This is a genomic window from Variovorax sp. 679 (assembly GCF_003952185.1).
In the GTDB taxonomy this organism is placed as follows: Bacteria; Pseudomonadota; Gammaproteobacteria; order Burkholderiales; family Burkholderiaceae_C; genus Variovorax.
On record NZ_RXFS01000008.1, the window covers coordinates 167,249 to 182,791 of the forward strand.

Below are 15,543 nucleotides of genomic sequence, written 5' to 3' on the forward strand. Positions count from 1 at the left end.
ATCACGCAAACTTCAATTAATCGTGATAACTCCGGAAGCCGTATCGCGGGACAATGGCGCCACCATGGACACTGCCAAGCGCGTGCTGATCGTCGAGGACGACGCCCACATTGCCGAACTCCTGCGCATGCACCTGCGCGACGAGGGCTATGCCGTCGAGCACGCCGCCGACGGCAACGCCGGCCTGCGCGAACTGGAGCGCGGCAGCTGGGACGCTCTGGTGCTCGACCTGATGCTGCCCGGCATCGATGGCCTCGAGATCTGCCGCCGCGCCCGCGCCATGACGCGCTACACGCCGATCATCATCATCAGCGCGCGATCCAGCGAGGTTCACCGCATCCTGGGCCTGGAGTTGGGCGCCGACGACTACCTGGCCAAGCCCTTTTCGGTACTGGAGCTGGTGGCGCGCGTGAAGGCGCTGCTGCGGCGCACCGACGCGCTGGCGCGCAACGCGCGCATGGAGTCGGGCAGCCTCACGCTGGGCAACCTCGACATCGAACCGCTCGCGCGCGAGGTGCGGGTGGACGGCAAGCCCGTCGAGCTAACCCCGCGCGAGTTCGACCTGCTGTACTTCTTCGCGCGCAACCCCGGCAAGGTGTTCTCGCGGCTGGACCTGCTCAACCAGGTCTGGGGCTACCAGCACGACGGCTACGAGCACACCGTCAACACCCACATCAACCGGCTGCGCACCAAGGTCGAGGCCGATCCGGCGGAGCCGCGGCGCATCCTCACGGTATGGGGGCGCGGCTACAAGCTGTCGGCCACCGCCAACGGGGAGGATTCGCCGTGATGGCATGGGCCACGCTGTCGCGGCGGCTTTCCGCCGTGTTCGCGGTGCTGCTGCTGGTGTGCAGTGGCGCGTCGGTGTGGCTGCAGATGCGCTCCAACGGCATCCACGAGCAGGAAGTCATCCAGCGGCTGTCGCTCGGGCTCGCGGCACATATCGCCGAAAACTCCGAGCTCATGAAGCCCGGCGGGCTCAACCAGGAAGCAGTGAAAGACCTGTTCGACAAGCTGATGGCCGTCAACCCGAGCGTGGAGGTCTACCTGCTGGGGCTGGACGGAAGCATCAAGGCGCAGGCCGCGCCGCCGGGGCACCTGAAGCGAGACCGGGTCGGGCTGGAGCCGGTGCGCAAGCTGCTGGCGGGCGCGCCGCTGCCCATCGCGGGCGACGATCCGCGCAGCATCACGGCGTCCAAGGTGTTCAGCGTCGCGCCGTTGCGCATGGACGGTCGCGACGCGGGCTATGTCTACGTGGTGCTGCAGGGCGAGGACCACGACGCGTTGGTCGCCAACGTGGCGACCGACAACGTGCTGCGCACCACGCTGTGGTCGATGGGACTCGTGGCTTTGCTCGGGCTGCTGGCGGGCCTTGCGGCGTTCCGCCTCATCACCCGGCCGTTGCGCGAGCTGACCGCGGCGGTGAAGCGCTTCGAGACCGAAGGCATCGCCTCGCTCGAAGGCGAGGCGCCCACGCTGGAACGCCTTTCGCAGGGCAGCGACGAAATCGCCCAATTGGGCCAGGCCTTCACGCAGATGACGCGGCGCATCGCCGAGCAATGGCGCGAACTGACCCTGCAGGACCAGCAGCGCCGCGAGCTCTTCGCGAACATCTCGCACGACCTGCGCACGCCGCTCACGTCGCTGCACGGCTATCTCGAAACGCTGCTGCTCAAGGCCGGCACGCTCGGCGATGAGGAGCGCCGGCGCTATCTCGAGATCGCGCTGGGCCAGAGCCGCAAGGTCGGTCGCCTCGCGCAGGAAGTGTTCGAGCTGGCCCGGCTCGAATACGGCGTGGTCAAGCCCGAGAAAGAGAATTTCGCGCTCGCCGATCTCGTGCAGGACGTGTTCCAGAAGTTCGAACTGGCCGCCGAGGCGCGGCACCAGCGCCTGAAGCCCGACATCGCGCCCGGCCTGCCGGTGGTGTCGGCCGACCTCGGCATGATCGAGCGCGTGCTGACCAACCTGCTCGACAACGCCATCCGCCACACACCCGAGGGTGGCGAGATCGTGGTTCAGTTGCGCGCCGCGAACGCCGGTGTGGCGGTTCAGGTGAGCGACACGGGGCCGGGCATTCCGGGCGAGCTGCAGAAGGCGCTGTTCATGCGCCCCGTGTTCATGAGCGGTTCGCGCACCAACGGCGCGAGCAGCGGCGGCCTGGGCCTGGTGATCGTGAAGCGCATCCTGCAGCTGCACGACAGCGACATCCGGCTGGTGCAGCAGGCGGACAAGGGCGCGGTGTTCCGGTTCCAGCTGGGCGGCGCGGCTGGCGCCTGACAGGGGCGGGTCAGAACGCCGGCCCCACGCGCTGCTCCAGGCGCTCCAGCAGGCCTTGCAGGTCGAAGCCCTGCGACGCGATCGACTTCGGCACGATGTGATAGAGCCTCGGCATCGGGTAGATCAGCACGAAGCGGTCGTTCTGGCGCCACTTGAGCACGTTCTCCCACACCACGATGCCATCGCCGTGCGGCGACATGAGGCGCAGGCCGTTGTCCAGCAGTTCCGCCTGGAACTCCGCGTGCATCGCCTTGTACTTGCGGTAGTGCCGGCGCGCCATGGCGGGCGTGAGCAGGCGCGTGGCCAGCAGCACGATGGCCATGCCTACCATTCCTCCCACGGCGGCGAGCCAGACATTGCGGCCACCGATCAGGACGCCCAGCAGAAGCAGCACGCCGATTGCCGCCAGCAGGGCCCAACGCAGCGGCGTCGGCCGGGCGAACAGCTTCATCGCGTAGGCGTAGTCGTCTTCGGAGATCCTGAATGTCGCGATCATGGGGGGCGCCCGGGGTTTGCCTGCAAGTGAGCGTGGATGCTACAAGAGCGACGCGACCCAACTCCAGGAGACAAAGGACCATGCCCGCCTTCGAAACCGTCCTGATCGACAAGGACCCGCAGCACCCGCGCATCGCGCGCCTCGTGCTCAACCGGCCCGACAAGCTCAACGCCATCGGCGAGACCACGCCTTCGGAGATACGCAGGGCAGTCGAATGGGCCGAGGCCGACGACGAGGTGCACGTGATCGTGGTCGAAGGCGCGGGCCGTGCCTTCTGCGCCGGCTACGACCTCGGAGACTACGCCGAGGGCCACGGACATGAAGGGCAGGGCGACCACCCCTGCCGCCAGGAGAAGACCCCCTGGGACCCGATGCTCGACTACGCCGCCATGAAGCGCAACACCGACGACTTCATGGCCCTGTGGCGCAGCCGCAAGCCGACCATCGCCAAGGTGCACGGTTACGCGGTGGCGGGCGGCAGCGACATCGCGCTGTGCTGCGACCTGCTCACCATGGCCGACGACGCGCGCATCGGCTACATGCCCACGCGGGTGTGGGGCTGCCCGACCACCGCGATGTGGACCTACCGCCTCGGCGCCATGCGCGCCAAGCAGCTCATGTTCACGGGCGACACCATTGCCGGCACGCAGGCGGCCGAATGGGGCCTCGCCAATTTCTCGGTGCCGGCCGACCAGCTCGACGAGGCCACGCTGAAGCTCGCGCTGCGCATCGCGGGCGTGCCGCGTTCGCACCTGATGATGCACAAGCTGGTCGTCAACCAGGTCTGGCATTCGATGGGGCTGGAGCAGAGCCAGATGTTCGCCACCGTGTTCGACGGCATCACGCGCCACAACCCCGAGGGCATGTGGTTCAGGCGGCAGGCGGAGGCCGAGGGCTTCAAGAGCGCGGTGCAGTGGCGCGATAGCGGCCGGCCGATTCCGGAAGGCGACGAAGCCCGCGCGCGCATCGCGGAGCTCGAGGCGAAGCTGGCCGCGCGTGGCTGAGCACGACTGAGCGCCACGGTGCGGTCGCATGTCACGCGACCGACATACCTCCCCTCGATGATCCGGCGCGCCCACCGCCAGCCGACCACAACACTAAGAAGCGTGAGGCGGGGTGCATTCGCATCGACATACAAGAGGGAGGAATCTCAATGCAATCGTTCATCTTTTCCAGGACGACGCTGGCGGCTTGCGCCTGCGCGTTCATCGCGGCCTGTGGCGGCGGCAGCGGCGGTGGAGGCACACCGCTGCTGCCCATCGCACCGGCATCACCGCCGGCACCGGCTCCCGCGCCGGCCCCGGCGCCGGCACCCGCACCAGCGGAAGCAGCACCCGTGCTCGTCATCGGCCACCGCGGCGCTTCGGCATCGCGGCCCGAGCACACGCTGGCCGCGTACCAGCAGGCCATCGACGACGGCGCCGATTTCATCGAGCCGGACCTCGTACCCACCAAGGACGGCGAACTGGTCGCCCGCCACGAGAACGCCATCGCCATCGTGGATGGCTCGGGCAACGTGACCGAGGCCACCACCAACGTGGCAGATGTGCCGAAATTCGCCAGCCGCAAGGCCACCAAGGTCATCGACGGCACCTCGATCACCGGCTGGTTCACCGAAGACTTCACGTTGGCCGAACTCAGGGAGCTGAAAGCCCGCGAACGCATCCCGAAGCTGCGCCCGGCCAACGTGTCGTACAACGACCAGTTCCAGGTGCCCACGCTCGACGAGGTGATCCAGCTCGCCAAGTCGCAGTCGGTGGCCAAGGGCCGCGTGATCGGCATCTACCCCGAGACCAAGCACCCGACCTACTTCCGTTCCATCGGCCTGCCGCTCGAGAACAAGCTGCTCGACACGCTGCAGAAGCACGACATGAACAAGGCCGACGCGCCAGTGTTCGTGCAGTCCTTCGAGACGGGCAACCTGAAGGACATCCGCCTGAAGAGCACGGTGAGGATCATCCAGCTCGTCTACTCGGCGGGCGCGCCCTACGACCTCCAGGTTCTGGGCGACAAGCGGACCTATGCCGACCTCAAGAAGCCCGAGGGCCTGGCCGAGATCGCGACGTATGCGCAGGGCATCGGTGCCGACAAGACCAGTGTGATCCCGGTGGTCAGCGGCAAGCTGGGCACGCCGACCACGCTCGTGAAGGACGCGCACGACAGGAAGCTGCAGGTCCACGTCTGGACCTTCCGGCCCGAGAACAACTTCTTGCCCGACAGCCTGAAGAAGGACCCGAAGACCGACCCGATTGCGTACGGCGACACGGCCGGGGAAATCAAGGCATTCCTCGATGCGGGCATCGACGGCCTCTTCGCCGACAGCCCCGCAACGGCGGTGCCGGCGGTCAAGGCATATCGCGCGGCACGGCCCAAATAGAAAGAGGGCTGAAAGGCCGGCGGCGCTCAGTTCTTGCGGCGCGTGACGATCACCGTCGCTTCGAGGCCTTCGTAGGCCTCGGCGTCGCCGTACCAGCTGCCCGAGATCGGTGCCGCCTGCGCCGGGTCGCGCGTGACGCCGACACGAATCAGCTGGCCGCTGCCCATCAGGTTGTTGGTCGGGTCGAAGGCCAGCCAGCCGATGCCCGGCAGGTAGGCCTGCAGCCAGGCATGCGTGGTGCCGGCGCCGGTCATCGACTCGCCCTTGGTCTGGGCGGCGTTGTCGAGCGCGGCGTCGTAGAGGTAGCCGGAGACGAAGCGGGTGGCAATGCCCAGGCGCCGCGCGGCCTCCATCATCAGCAGGGCGTAGTCGCGGCAACTGCCGCTGCCCAGCGCCAGCGTGACGAGCGGCGTTTGCGTGCCTTCCTCGTCGCGCGCCTTGTATTCGAGGCTCTGGCCGATGTGCGCGTTCATGCGCGTGAGCACCTCGCGAGTGCTGTTGGGCTGGTCGGTGTGCAGGAACTGGTGGGCCCAGCGGATCAGCGTGCCCTGGTTGTCGTCGTCGTGGTGCGGGCGCAGGTAGTGTTCGAGGTCGAGGCGCTCTTGCACGGAATAAGCGAAGGGCAGGAATTCGGCGGCCGGGTCGAGCGCCAGTTGATCCTGCTGCGCCGGCACATGCTCGATGGTGAACGAGCAGACGATGCGCAGCTCAGTCGCTTCGCCCATGGGCTGTACCAGCGCGACGGAATTGGAGTGCGGGTCTTGAATGAGCCGGGTGAAGGCCTGCGGGCTCACCTGCAGGTCGGTGGCCAGCACGCGCAGATCGTGGCTGTCGCGCGGACGGAACATCACGCGGTGCAAGCCGAAGGTGACCGGCTTGTTGTAGCGATAGACGGTGGTGTGCTTGATGTCGTACTGGGTGGCCATGCGCCGCATTCTCATGCCTTCGCGTGGCAAAAGGGTGGATCGGCGAGGGCACATGCCGCAGAATCGGCGCCCGTCCGTGCCTTGCCCGGGTTCATTCGGGTTCATCCAGGAGATTCCGGCCCGCCATGTACTGCGCCACTTTCATCTTCGCCAAGAAGCAGTTCGACGACGAATTCCACCGTCTCGACCAGACCATCGCCGCGGCCGCGAAATCACTGCCCGGCTACCTGGGCGAGGAAACGTGGGAAAACCCGGGCAACGGGCTGGTGTCGAACGTCTACTACTGGGATTCGCTCGACAGCCTGCAGGCGCTGATCCGCCATCCCGTGCACCAGCAGGCCAAGGCCGCGCAGGCGAACTGGCTCGACGGGTACAAGGTGGTGATCTCCGAGGTGCTGCGCACCTACGGGGACAGCCGCATCGACCACATGCTGGCGCCCGTGGAGCAAGGCGCCGCATAGCCGGCATGTTCGAATCCCTCGGCCTCGTGCAGGTACTCGGCGGGCTGGCGATCGGCGTCTTCGCGGGCGCGATGGGCGGCCTGCTCGGCGTGAGCCCCGGCGGGGCGCTCGTGCCGGCGCTGGCGCTGATGCCCGGACTCGGCCAGCACGACGCGCAGGCCGTCTCGCTCGCCGCGCAGCTGCTGCCGACCAGCCTTGCCGGGTTCCTGCGCTACCGGGTGTCGGGGCACGGGGCGTCGTGGCGCACGGTGGCCTGGATCTCGCTCGGGTTCCTGGCCGGGGCCTGGCTGGGCGCGCGCGGTGCGAACCATCTGGCCGACGCGACGCTGCGGTGGATGTTCGTCGGCTACCTGCTGGTGCTGGCGACGCTGGTCGTGCTGAAGTCCCCCGCGAAGGCCGAAGGTAGCGCCGAGGCGCCCGGGGAGCCTCGCGGCGCGGCCGTGGCGCTGGTGGTCGTAGGTGTGGTGGCTGGTGCGTCGTCGGGCCTGCTCGGCATCGGCGGCGGGCTGGCCATCACGGCGTTGCTGACAGTCGCGCTGCACTACTCACAGCATCGGGCGCAGGCCGTGAGCCTTGCGGTGAATGCCTTGCCGCTCGCGCTGCCGGCCGTGCTCGTCTATGCGAGCGTGGCGAACGGGCTGCCCTGGGGCCTGCTGGTCTGCGTCGTGATCGGACTGTGGGTCGGCACGGCGGCCGGGGCGCGGCTTGCGACCCGGCTCGACGAGCGGACTCTGCGCAGGTACTTCTTCGTGCTGGTGATCTGCATGGCGCTGCTGATGGCGTATCGCGCGGCAGGCGCGGGCTGATTTCAGAGCCGTTGGGTGCCGAGCGCCCTGGCCAGCGTGGCCGGCAGCGGCAACGGCTCTGCGTGCCACTGCGCGGCCAGCAGTTCGGCGCACAACGCGGCGAAGCTCAGGCCGCGCGAGCCCAGCGCGGTGCAGGCCCAGAGGCCCTGAGCCTGCGCGTCGAGCGGGCCGACCAGCGGGCGACGGTCGCCGGAAGCGCAGCGAACGCCGACCCATGCATTGATCTCGTCACGCTTGAATTCATCGGCCAGCGCCTCGGCAGCCGCTGGATGCAGCCGGGCGAGGCGCTCGTGGTTCGCCGTGCCATCCGCTTCGGTGGGGTCGAGGCTGGTGCTGTCGCGGTCGAAGGTGGCGCCGGCCAGCCAGATCGGGGCCTCATCGCGTTCGCCGGGCACATGGGCGACCAGGTGGCCGTCGCCGTTGATCGGCGTGACGGGCAGGGCGGAGGCATCGTCGGGCATCGGGCCCCAGGCGACCTGTCCGCGCACGGGCTGCAAGGGGAGCCCGGGGGCGAAGCGGGCCGATTCGAAGCCGGCACAGACGACCACGCGGTCCGCGACGGTCAGCAAATCTCCGGCCGGGTCGAACAATTGCCAGCCGCCTGCATGACGTTCCAGCCGCGCCACCCGGCAACCGCCACGAAACTCGACGCCCGGCTGGCGCAGCCAGGCGGCGATCAGGCGCTGCGGCCGCACCCAGGCCGCGCGTGCATGCCAGAGCGCGGGCGTGTCGCCGGGCAGGCCGCTCGCGGCCAGCCGGTCGGCATCAGCGGGCCACGATTCGTTGGGTCCACTGCTGCTCCAGCCGGCGGGCACGCGGGTATCGCCATCGGGCCGGCGCTCGAGCACGCCGCTGGCGCGCCAGTCGCGGTCTTCTTCAAGCAGCCGCACCAGCTCAGCCCAGGTAGCGCGGATGCCGGCACGCGTGAGCCGCGAGAGCAGGGCGTCGTCGGGCGACACATGCGGCGCCAGCATGCCCACCGGCAATCCCGAAGCGCCGGAGGCGGGCCAGTCGGCCGCGTCGAGCACCGTCACCTGCCAGCCGCGCCGCGCGAGGCTCGCCGCCACGGCAGCGCCAGCGAGGCCTGCGCCGATGACGGCACAGCGTCCCGGCGTTTCGACGCGCTCCGGCGCGGGGCCGCGGCGGCGGACGGTCCAGGCGGGCGCGAACACGCCGCGCAGGCAGTCGCGTTTCGGCGGCAGGCCCGGATGCTTCTCCACCGTGAAACCGTATTGCTTCAGCGCGTCGCGGATCGCCCGTGCGATGGTCCAGGTGGCGATGCGCGTGCCTTGCCGGGCGAAGCGCGACACGGCCTTGAGCGTGTCTTCGGACCACATGGCCGGGTTCTGCTGCGGGCTGAAGCCGTCCAGGAAGATGCTGTCGGCCTCGAAGCGCTGGGCGCGCAGCATCGCCTGCACGTCACCGATGCACAGCGTGAGCAGCACGCGCCCTTCGTCGAAGGCCAGCCGGTGGAAGCCTGGCAGCAGCCCGTGCCATTGCGCGGCCAGTTCGCGGGCAAGTGAAACCAGCTCGGGATAGGCCTCGGCGCCGCGCAGCAAGTCGTCGGCCGAAACCGGGTGCGCCTCGACCGAGACGAAATGCAGCAAGCGTGGCCGCGCCGGGTCGGCGCGCCAGGCCTGCCAGGTTGTCAGGAAATTGAGGCCAAGACCGAATCCGGTTTCGAGAATCCGCCATTGCGGCTGCCCGGGCCAGGCTTGGGGCAGGCCGCAGCCGCCCAGGAACACACGGCGCGACTGCGCCAGTGCCCCGGTTTCGGTGTGATAGATGTCGTCGAAGCGCTCGCTGCGGGGAACGCCGTCGGCGCGCCAGGCGACGGGCTCGGCGGCCAAGACAGGCTCAGTTCGTGGGGGGGACGTAGCCTTGCGCCACGTCGGCGCCTTCGCCGAAGAAATGCTTTTCCATCTGCCGCGCCAGGTACTGGCGGGCGCGCAGATCGGCCAGGTTCAGCCGGTTTTCGTTGACCAGCATGGTCTGCTGCTTGAGCCAGGCGGCCCATGCTTCCTTGCTGACGTTCTCCCAGAGGCGCTTGCCCAGTTCGCCTGGGTAGGGGGGAAAGTCGAGCCCTTCGGCCTCTTTGCCGAGCTTGATGCACTGAACCATGCGTGCCATATCGATTGCCTTTGAACGGGAAATGTGGGGAGACGGGAGAAAAAAGCGGGGAGCGGCTGCTTAGTTGATTTGGCTATTTAGAACTGAAAACTTGGTCGTTCCAGTTTCTATATGTCGTATTGAGAATACGCAGCTTCATCGATATGCCTTTTAAGAGCAAGACACCATGAGCCTCCGCCGCGACTTTATCAAGCTTTCCCTGGGTGCCGGCGTGGCCGGTGCCATGGCCCTGTCGGCGTTGCCGACGTTCGCCCAGGGCCCCGTGACGCTGCTGAACGTGTCCTACGACCCGACGCGCGAGCTCTACGTGGACTACAACCAGGCCTTCGCCAAGTACTGGAAGGCCAAGACCGGCCAGGACGTGACGGTCAAGCAGTCGCACGGCGGCTCGGGCAAGCAGGCCCGCTCGATCATCGACGGCATCGACGCCGACGTGGCCACGCTGGCGCTGGGCGGCGACATCGATGCGCTCGTTTCGCACGGCGGCCTGGTCAAGGCCGACTGGCAGAAGCGCCTGCCGCACAACTCCGCCCCCTACACCTCGACCATCGTGTTCCTGGTGAAGAAGGGCAACCCCAAGGGCCTGAAGGACTGGGACGACCTGGTCAAGCCCGGTGTGCAGGTGATCACCCCCAACCCCAAGACCTCGGGCGGCGCCCGCTGGAACTACCTGGCCGCGTGGGAATTCGCCAAGCGCAAGTACGGTGGCGATGCAAAGGCCAAGGAATACATCGGCAACCTGTTCAAGAACGTGCCCGTGCTCGACACCGGCGCGCGTGGCGCGACGATCACCTTCGTGCAGCGCGGCGTGGGCGACGTGCTGCTGGCCTGGGAGAACGAAGCCTTCCTGGCGCTGAAGGAATTCGGCCCCGAGAAGTTCGAGATCGTGGTGCCTTCCATCTCCATCCTGGCCGAGCCCAGCGTGTCGGTGGTCGACAAGGTCGTCGACAAGAAGGGCACGCGCGCCGTGGCCGAGGAGTACCTGAAGTACCTGTACTCGGATGAAGGCCAGGACATCGCCGGCCGCAACTTCTACCGCCCGACCTCCGACAAGGCCAAGGCCAAGTACGACAAGCAGTTCCCCAAGCTGACACTGGTGACCATCGACCAGGCCTTCGGCGGCTGGGCGAAGGCCGACAAGGAGCACTTCGCCGACGGCGGCTCCTTCGACCAGATCTACACGGCAAAGCAGAAGTAAGCCGATCCGCTGCCGAGCCGGCAGTGCACGGCGCCCGTCCAGCGGGCGCCGTGGCCCGGCTCACCCTGAATTCCTGAAGAAAACAGAAAGCCTCCCGTGTCCGTTCTCCTGATTGCCGGCAGCCCCACGGCCCCGTCCCGCTCCACAGCCCTGCTCGATGCGGTGGGTGAGCGGCTGGCCCAGCGGCATGCGCGAATCGAGCGGCTCGCCGTGCGCGAGTTGCCCGCGCAGGCGCTGCTGCTCGCGGAGTGGAACCACCCGGCCATCGAGCGCGCCATCGCCCAGGTGGCGGCAGCGCGCGTGATCGTTGTGGCCACGCCGGTCTACAAGGCGGCCTACAGCGGTCTGCTCAAGGTTTTTCTCGACCTGCTCTCGCAGAACGCGCTGAAGGGCAAGACGGTGCTGCCGCTGGCCACCGGCGGCAGCCCGCACCACATGCTCGCGCTCGACTACGCGCTGCGCCCTGTGCTGCAGTCACTGTCGGCACGCCACATCCTGCCGGGCGTGTACGCCAGCGAATCGCAAATCGCGCTGACGCCCGAGAACGCCTACCAGGTGCACAACGACCTGGCCGAACGGCTCAACGAGGCCGTAGAAGTGCTGGCCACCGAGGGCCTCAAGCTGCCCGCAACCCACGGCTTCGAGCCGGTGCCGTTTTCCCGCGTGCGATGTAGCGTCTGACGAGCGGGTTCTTCAACGAACCCGGCTCTCCCGCCAGACCCATCCCCGTCCTCTTTTTCGAAACCGCCTGTGCGCGGCAAGGGGGCGGCTTTGCCTGAAGTTTTTGCAGACCAAGGAATCCACGCATGAACCCCGTTGCAACCGAAGACTCCGTGCTCGAGGTGCCGCCGCGCTCCTTCTGGCGCGGCCTGCGCGATCTGCTGATCAGTGCCGTCGTGGTCAGCGCCACCGCGCTGATCGTCAGTTTCATCTCCGCCGCATCGGCCCATGCCCAGGGCAACCAGGGCAACCAGGGCAAGGGCGAGCTGCGCATCGGCTACCAGAAGTCGGCCAGCCTGTTCGTGCTGCAGAAGGCGCAGGGCACGCTCGAGAAGAAGCTCGCCCCGCTGGGCTTCGGCGTGAAGTGGGTCGAGTTCCCGGCCGGCCCTCAGTTGCTCGAAGGCCTGAATGTTGGCGCGGTCGACGTCGGCTACGTCGGCGAGGCGCCGCCCATCTTCGCGCAGGCTGCAGGAGCCAAGTTCGTCTACTTCGGCTACGACCCGGCCGCGCCGCGCGCCGAAGCCATCCTCGTCACGAAGGATTCGCCCATCAAGTCCGTCGCCGACCTCAAGGGCAGGAAGGTCGCGCTCAACAAGGGCAGCAACGTGCATTACCTGCTCGTGAAGCAGCTCGAGAAGAACGGCCTGAAGCTCTCCGACATCCAGCCCGTCTACCTCGCGCCCGCCGACGGCCGCGCCGCCTTCGAGAGCAGGAACGTCGATGCATGGGTGATCTGGGATCCGTTCCAGGCCGCCGCCGAGAAAGCCACCGGCGCACGCGTGCTGGCCGACGGCACGCCCGAGGTGGTCAACAACTACCAGTACTACCTGGGCGAGCGCGGCTTCGTGAAGAACAACCCGAAGATCATCGACGCGCTGTTCGCCGACTCGGTCGAGCAGGGCATCTGGCTCAAGAAGAACCTGCGCCAGGCGGCCGAGCTCATCGCTCCGCTGCAGGGCCTGCCGGTCGACGTGGTCGAGCTGGCGCTGCGCCGCTACGAGTTCAACGTGAAGCCGATCACGCCGGCCGTCGCTGCCGACCAGCAAAAGATCGCAGACACCTTCTTCGCGCTGAAGCTCATTCCCAAGCCCATCAAGGTCAGCGACGCCGTGGTCACGGCGCAGCCCTGAGGCATTCACCGGATCGGATCCCCTGAACCCATGACACGCATCTCCATTCCCCGCCGCCGCCTGATCCAGGGCGCGGCCGCCGCCATCGCGCTGCCTTCCTCGTTCGCCGCGCTGGCGCAGGCACCCGCGCGCCAGTTCCGCATTGGCCACCAGAAGGGCTATCTCACGCTGCTCAAGGGCCGAGGCACGCTCGAAAAGCGTCTGGCGCCGCTCGGCGTGAGCGTGAAGTGGACCGAGTTCACCGCAGGCCCCGTACAGCTCGAGGCGCTGAACGTCGGCTCCATCGACTTCGGCGACGTGGGCGAGGCACCGCCGATCTTCGCGCAGGCCGCCGGCGCGCCGCTGGCCTACGTGGGCGCAACCGTGCCGCGTCCGCAGTCGGAGGCGGTGCTGGTGCCCAAGGGTTCCTCCATCAAGACGGTGGCTGAGCTCAAGGGCAAGAAGATCGCGCTCAACAAGGGCTCGAACGTCCACTACTTCATCGTCAAGCTGGCTGAAAAGCACGGCCTTTCGTACGCCGACCTGAACCTGGTCTACCTGCCGCCCGCCGATGCGCGTGCCGCCTTCGAGAAAGGCTCGGTCGACGCATGGGTGATCTGGGATCCGTTCCTCGCCGCGGCCGAGAAGTCGCTCGAGGCGCGCGTGCTGGCCGACGCGACGGGCGTGGTCGGCAACCGTGCCTACTACTTCTCCTCGCTCGACTACGTGGCGAAGAACGCCGACGTGCTGGCCATCGCGATCGAGGAGCTCAACAAGGTCGACGTCTGGGGCGCCGCCAACAAGGGCGACCTGGCCGGCGAGCTGGCCACGCTCTGGGGCCTGCCGAAGCCGGTGGCGGAACTGTCGGTGAACCGCTCGGCCTACGGCACCGCGCCGATCACCAAGGCCATCCTGGCCGAGCAGCAGAAGATCGCCGACACCTTCTTCGAGCTCAAGCTGATCCCGAAGAACATCAACGTGCTCGAAGCCGCCGGCGCTGGAGTCGCGTGATGCAGATCTTCTGGTTCCTCCCCACGCACGGCGACAGCCGCTACCTCGGCACCACCGAGGGCGCGCGCCCCATCGACCTGGCCTACCTGCAGCAGATCGCCGGCGCGGCCGACAACCTCGGCTACGAAGGCGTGCTGATCCCGACGGGCCGCTCGTGCGAAGACCCCTGGGTGATCGCCTCCAGCCTGATCGGCGCGACGAAGAAGCTCAAGTTCCTGGTGGCGGTGCGCCCCGGGCTGCACCAGCCCAGCCTGGCCGCGCGCATGGCCGCGACCTTCGACCGGCTCTCGGGCGGACGCCTGCTCGTGAATCTCGTGACCGGCGGCGACCAGGCCGAACTCGAGGGCGACGGCGTGTACCTCGACCACGCGGCGCGCTACGAGCAGTCGGCAGAGTTCATCCGCATCTGGCGCGAGATCATCGCGCGCAGCCACGAAGGACAGGCCTTCGACTACGAGGGCAAGCACCTGAGCGTGAAGGGCGCGAAGCTGCTGTACCCGCCGGTGCAGAAGCCGTATCCGCCGGTGTGGTTCGGTGGCTCCTCGGCCGCCGCGCACGACCTCGCTGCCGAGCAGGTCGACGCGTACCTCACCTGGGGCGAGCCGCCCGCCGAGGTCGCGAAGAAGATCGCCGACGTGCGGGCCCGCGCGCAGCGCCAGGGCCGCAAGGTCGAGTTCGGCATTCGCCTGCACGTGATCGTGCGCGAGACCGAAGATGCCGCCTGGAAGGCCGCCGAGGAACTCATCAGCCGCGTGGACGACGAGACCGTGATCCGCGCGCAGGCCGCCTTCGCGCGCATGGATTCGGAAGGACAGCGCCGCATGGCCGCATTGCATGCGGGCGGCGCGAAGCGCTCGCGCGCCGAGCTGGAGATCGCGCCGAACCTCTGGGCCGGTGTGGGCCTGGTTCGCGGCGGCGCGGGCACGGCACTGGTCGGCGACCCGAAGACCGTCGCGGCTCGCATCGAGGAATACGCGGCGCTCGGGCTCGACAAGTTCATCCTCTCTGGCTACCCGCACCTCGAAGAGGCCTATCGCTTCGCCGAGCTGGTGTTCCCGCTGCTCTCGCGCAAGGCGAAGACGCAGCTGGCCGGCGGCTCGCTGAGCGGGCCTTTCGGCGAGGTCGTCGCGAATCTCGACGCGCCTTCGCGCCTCGTTTCCCAAAGCTGAAGGAACGCCATGACCGAACAAGTTCAGGAACTGCCGGCGGTGGCGCCCGTGGAAAACACGGGGAACGCGCTCAGGAGTTTCGCCATCAACGTGGCGAAGCGGCTCGTGCCGTGGCTGGTGCCGGTGGGGCTCATCGTCTTCTGGCAGATCGCGTCGTCGCTGGGCTGGCTCAGCACGCGGGTGCTGCCGGCGCCCATCGACGTGGTCAAGGCTGCATGGAACCTCACGGTGTCCGGCGAGCTGTGGACGCACGTGAAGGTCAGCGCGGGCCGCGCGCTCCTGGGGCTGGCCATCGGCGGCGGGGCGGGGTTGTTGCTGGGCCTGCTGACCGGCTCGGTGAAGTTCGCCGAGACGCTGCTCGACTCCACCATCCAGATGGTGCGCAACATTCCGGCGCTGGCGCTGATCCCGCTGGTGATCTTGTGGTTCGGCATCGACGAGTCGGCCAAGCTGTTTTTGATCTCGGTGTCGGTGTTCTTCCCGATCTACCTGAACACCTTCCATGGCATCCGCAACGTGGATCCGCAGCTCATCGAGATGGGCCGCACCTACGGACTCTCGCGCTGGCAGCTGTATCGCGAGGTGATCCTGCCGGGGGCGCTGTCGTCGATTTTGGTGGGGCTGCGCTTCTCGCTGGGCCTGATGTGGGTGATTTTGATCGTGGCGGAGACCATCTCGGCGCAGGCCGGCATCGGCTACCTCACGATGAACGCCCGTGAGTTCCTGCAGACCGACATCGTGCTGGTGGGCATCCTGCTGTACGCGCTGCTCGGCAAGCTGGCCGACCTGTTCGCGCGCGGGCTGGAGCAGTGGTGGCTTCGCTGGCACCCCGGCTATCAGAAGAAGGCGAAGTGAGGGCAGGG

16 protein-coding genes are annotated in these 15,543 nt (G+C 67.9%); 12 read left to right on the top strand and 4 right to left on the bottom strand.

Annotation, left to right across the window (positions count from 1 at the left end; genetic code table 11):
• Nucleotides 1-64 precede the first annotated feature (64 nt).
• The gene (locus EJO71_RS21680) at nt 65-790 is read left to right on the top strand and encodes a response regulator transcription factor (RefSeq protein WP_125950730.1); all 726 of its coding nucleotides are present in this window, start codon (nt 65-67) and stop codon (nt 788-790) included.
• Nucleotides 790-2,277, top strand: a complete 1,488-nt coding sequence (locus tag EJO71_RS21685) for a HAMP domain-containing sensor histidine kinase (RefSeq protein ID WP_125950731.1) — start codon at nt 790-792, stop codon at nt 2,275-2,277. The genes EJO71_RS21680 and EJO71_RS21685 overlap by 1 nt, the downstream gene beginning before the upstream one ends.
• A 10-nt stretch (nt 2,278-2,287) precedes the next feature.
• On the opposite strand, the gene EJO71_RS21690 is transcribed toward EJO71_RS21685, so the two are convergent.
• Entirely contained in the window at nt 2,288-2,773 is a 486-nt protein-coding gene (locus tag EJO71_RS21690; RefSeq protein ID WP_125950732.1) for a YcxB family protein, read from the bottom strand.
• An 80-nt stretch (nt 2,774-2,853) separates the two neighbouring features.
• On the opposite strand from EJO71_RS21690, the gene EJO71_RS21695 reads away from it, so the two are divergent.
• Complete coding sequence (locus EJO71_RS21695) at nt 2,854-3,777, top strand: crotonase/enoyl-CoA hydratase family protein (RefSeq protein WP_125950733.1); 924 nt, start codon at nt 2,854-2,856, stop codon at nt 3,775-3,777.
• A gap of 149 nt (nt 3,778-3,926) precedes the next feature.
• Nucleotides 3,927-5,150 (top strand): glycerophosphodiester phosphodiesterase, encoded by a 1,224-nt coding sequence (locus tag EJO71_RS21700; RefSeq protein ID WP_125950734.1) that lies wholly within the window; start codon nt 3,927-3,929, stop codon nt 5,148-5,150.
• A 26-nt stretch (nt 5,151-5,176) separates the two neighbouring features.
• Here EJO71_RS21700 and EJO71_RS21705 read toward each other — a convergent pair whose 3' ends face one another.
• On the bottom strand, nt 5,177-6,076 hold the full coding sequence (locus EJO71_RS21705) for a transglutaminase family protein (RefSeq protein WP_240651473.1): 900 nt from the start codon (nt 6,074-6,076) through the stop codon (nt 5,177-5,179).
• A gap of 125 nt (nt 6,077-6,201) precedes the next feature.
• On the opposite strand from EJO71_RS21705, the gene EJO71_RS21710 reads away from it, so the two are divergent.
• Together EJO71_RS21710 and EJO71_RS21715 are read left to right on the top strand one after the other, a co-directional pair.
• The gene (locus EJO71_RS21710; RefSeq protein ID WP_125950736.1) at nt 6,202-6,537 is read left to right on the top strand and encodes an antibiotic biosynthesis monooxygenase; all 336 of its coding nucleotides are present in this window, start codon (nt 6,202-6,204) and stop codon (nt 6,535-6,537) included.
• Between the two features lie 5 nt (nt 6,538-6,542).
• On the top strand, nt 6,543-7,343 hold the full coding sequence (locus EJO71_RS21715; RefSeq protein WP_125950737.1) for a sulfite exporter TauE/SafE family protein: 801 nt from the start codon (nt 6,543-6,545) through the stop codon (nt 7,341-7,343).
• Between the two features lie 2 nt (nt 7,344-7,345).
• On the opposite strand, the gene mnmC is transcribed toward EJO71_RS21715, so the two are convergent.
• Nucleotides 7,346-9,193, bottom strand: a complete 1,848-nt coding sequence (gene mnmC / locus EJO71_RS21720; RefSeq protein WP_125950738.1) for an FAD-dependent 5-carboxymethylaminomethyl-2-thiouridine(34) oxidoreductase MnmC — start codon at nt 9,191-9,193, stop codon at nt 7,346-7,348.
• 7 nt (nt 9,194-9,200) lie between these two features.
• Nucleotides 9,201-9,473 carry an oxidative damage protection protein gene (locus tag EJO71_RS21725; protein WP_125950739.1) on the bottom strand — a complete coding sequence of 91 codons (273 nt, stop codon included), beginning with the start codon at nt 9,471-9,473 and terminating at the stop codon, nt 9,201-9,203.
• A gap of 166 nt (nt 9,474-9,639) precedes the next feature.
• Between EJO71_RS21725 and EJO71_RS21730 the strand changes: the two genes are divergently transcribed.
• The 6 genes from EJO71_RS21730 (at nt 9,640) to ssuC (ending at nt 15,535) form a co-directional block, all read left to right on the top strand.
• A complete protein-coding gene (locus EJO71_RS21730) occupies nt 9,640-10,671 on the top strand; it encodes a sulfate ABC transporter substrate-binding protein (RefSeq protein WP_125950740.1) in 1,032 nt (343 codons plus the stop codon).
• 96 nt (nt 10,672-10,767) lie between these two features.
• Entirely contained in the window at nt 10,768-11,352 is a 585-nt protein-coding gene (gene ssuE, locus EJO71_RS21735) for an NADPH-dependent FMN reductase (RefSeq protein WP_019652906.1), read from the top strand.
• A gap of 125 nt (nt 11,353-11,477) precedes the next feature.
• Nucleotides 11,478-12,521, top strand: coding sequence for a sulfonate ABC transporter substrate-binding protein (locus tag EJO71_RS21740; protein ID WP_125950741.1), 1,044 nt, complete (start codon nt 11,478-11,480; stop codon nt 12,519-12,521).
• A 30-nt stretch (nt 12,522-12,551) separates the two neighbouring features.
• Nucleotides 12,552-13,511, top strand: coding sequence for a sulfonate ABC transporter substrate-binding protein (locus EJO71_RS21745; protein WP_125950742.1), 960 nt, complete (start codon nt 12,552-12,554; stop codon nt 13,509-13,511).
• Nucleotides 13,511-14,680: an FMNH2-dependent alkanesulfonate monooxygenase gene (ssuD, locus tag EJO71_RS21750; RefSeq protein ID WP_125950743.1), complete on the top strand. Its 1,170-nt coding sequence runs from the start codon at nt 13,511-13,513 to the stop codon at nt 14,678-14,680. Before EJO71_RS21745 ends, ssuD begins: the two co-directional genes overlap by 1 nt.
• Before the next feature lie 9 nt (nt 14,681-14,689).
• Complete coding sequence (gene ssuC, locus EJO71_RS21755; RefSeq protein WP_125950744.1) at nt 14,690-15,535, top strand: aliphatic sulfonate ABC transporter permease SsuC; 846 nt, start codon at nt 14,690-14,692, stop codon at nt 15,533-15,535.
• Nucleotides 15,536-15,543 lie beyond the last annotated feature (8 nt).

What these genes read in the sequence shown, in the direction of transcription:
- EJO71_RS21680 (WP_125950730.1), top strand. Translation starts at nt 65, where the DNA reads ATGGACACTGCCAAGCGCGTGCTGATCGTCGAGGACGACGCCCACATT.
- EJO71_RS21705 (WP_240651473.1), bottom strand. Translation starts at nt 6,076, where the DNA reads ATGGCCACCCAGTACGACATCAAGCACACCACCGTCTATCGCTACAAC.
- EJO71_RS21710 (WP_125950736.1), top strand. Translation starts at nt 6,202, where the DNA reads ATGTACTGCGCCACTTTCATCTTCGCCAAGAAGCAGTTCGACGACGAA.
- EJO71_RS21695 (WP_125950733.1), top strand. Translation starts at nt 2,854, where the DNA reads ATGCCCGCCTTCGAAACCGTCCTGATCGACAAGGACCCGCAGCACCCG.
- EJO71_RS21745 (WP_125950742.1), top strand. Translation starts at nt 12,552, where the DNA reads ATGACACGCATCTCCATTCCCCGCCGCCGCCTGATCCAGGGCGCGGCC.
- EJO71_RS21700 (WP_125950734.1), top strand. Translation starts at nt 3,927, where the DNA reads ATGCAATCGTTCATCTTTTCCAGGACGACGCTGGCGGCTTGCGCCTGC.
- EJO71_RS21740 (WP_125950741.1), top strand. Translation starts at nt 11,478, where the DNA reads ATGAACCCCGTTGCAACCGAAGACTCCGTGCTCGAGGTGCCGCCGCGC.
- EJO71_RS21715 (WP_125950737.1), top strand. Translation starts at nt 6,543, where the DNA reads ATGTTCGAATCCCTCGGCCTCGTGCAGGTACTCGGCGGGCTGGCGATC.
- ssuC (WP_125950744.1), top strand. Translation starts at nt 14,690, where the DNA reads ATGACCGAACAAGTTCAGGAACTGCCGGCGGTGGCGCCCGTGGAAAAC.
- EJO71_RS21730 (WP_125950740.1), top strand. Translation starts at nt 9,640, where the DNA reads ATGAGCCTCCGCCGCGACTTTATCAAGCTTTCCCTGGGTGCCGGCGTG.
- ssuD (WP_125950743.1), top strand. Translation starts at nt 13,511, where the DNA reads ATGCAGATCTTCTGGTTCCTCCCCACGCACGGCGACAGCCGCTACCTC.
- EJO71_RS21690 (WP_125950732.1), bottom strand. Translation starts at nt 2,773, where the DNA reads ATGATCGCGACATTCAGGATCTCCGAAGACGACTACGCCTACGCGATG.
- EJO71_RS21725 (WP_125950739.1), bottom strand. Translation starts at nt 9,473, where the DNA reads ATGGCACGCATGGTTCAGTGCATCAAGCTCGGCAAAGAGGCCGAAGGG.
- EJO71_RS21685 (WP_125950731.1), top strand. Translation starts at nt 790, where the DNA reads ATGGCATGGGCCACGCTGTCGCGGCGGCTTTCCGCCGTGTTCGCGGTG.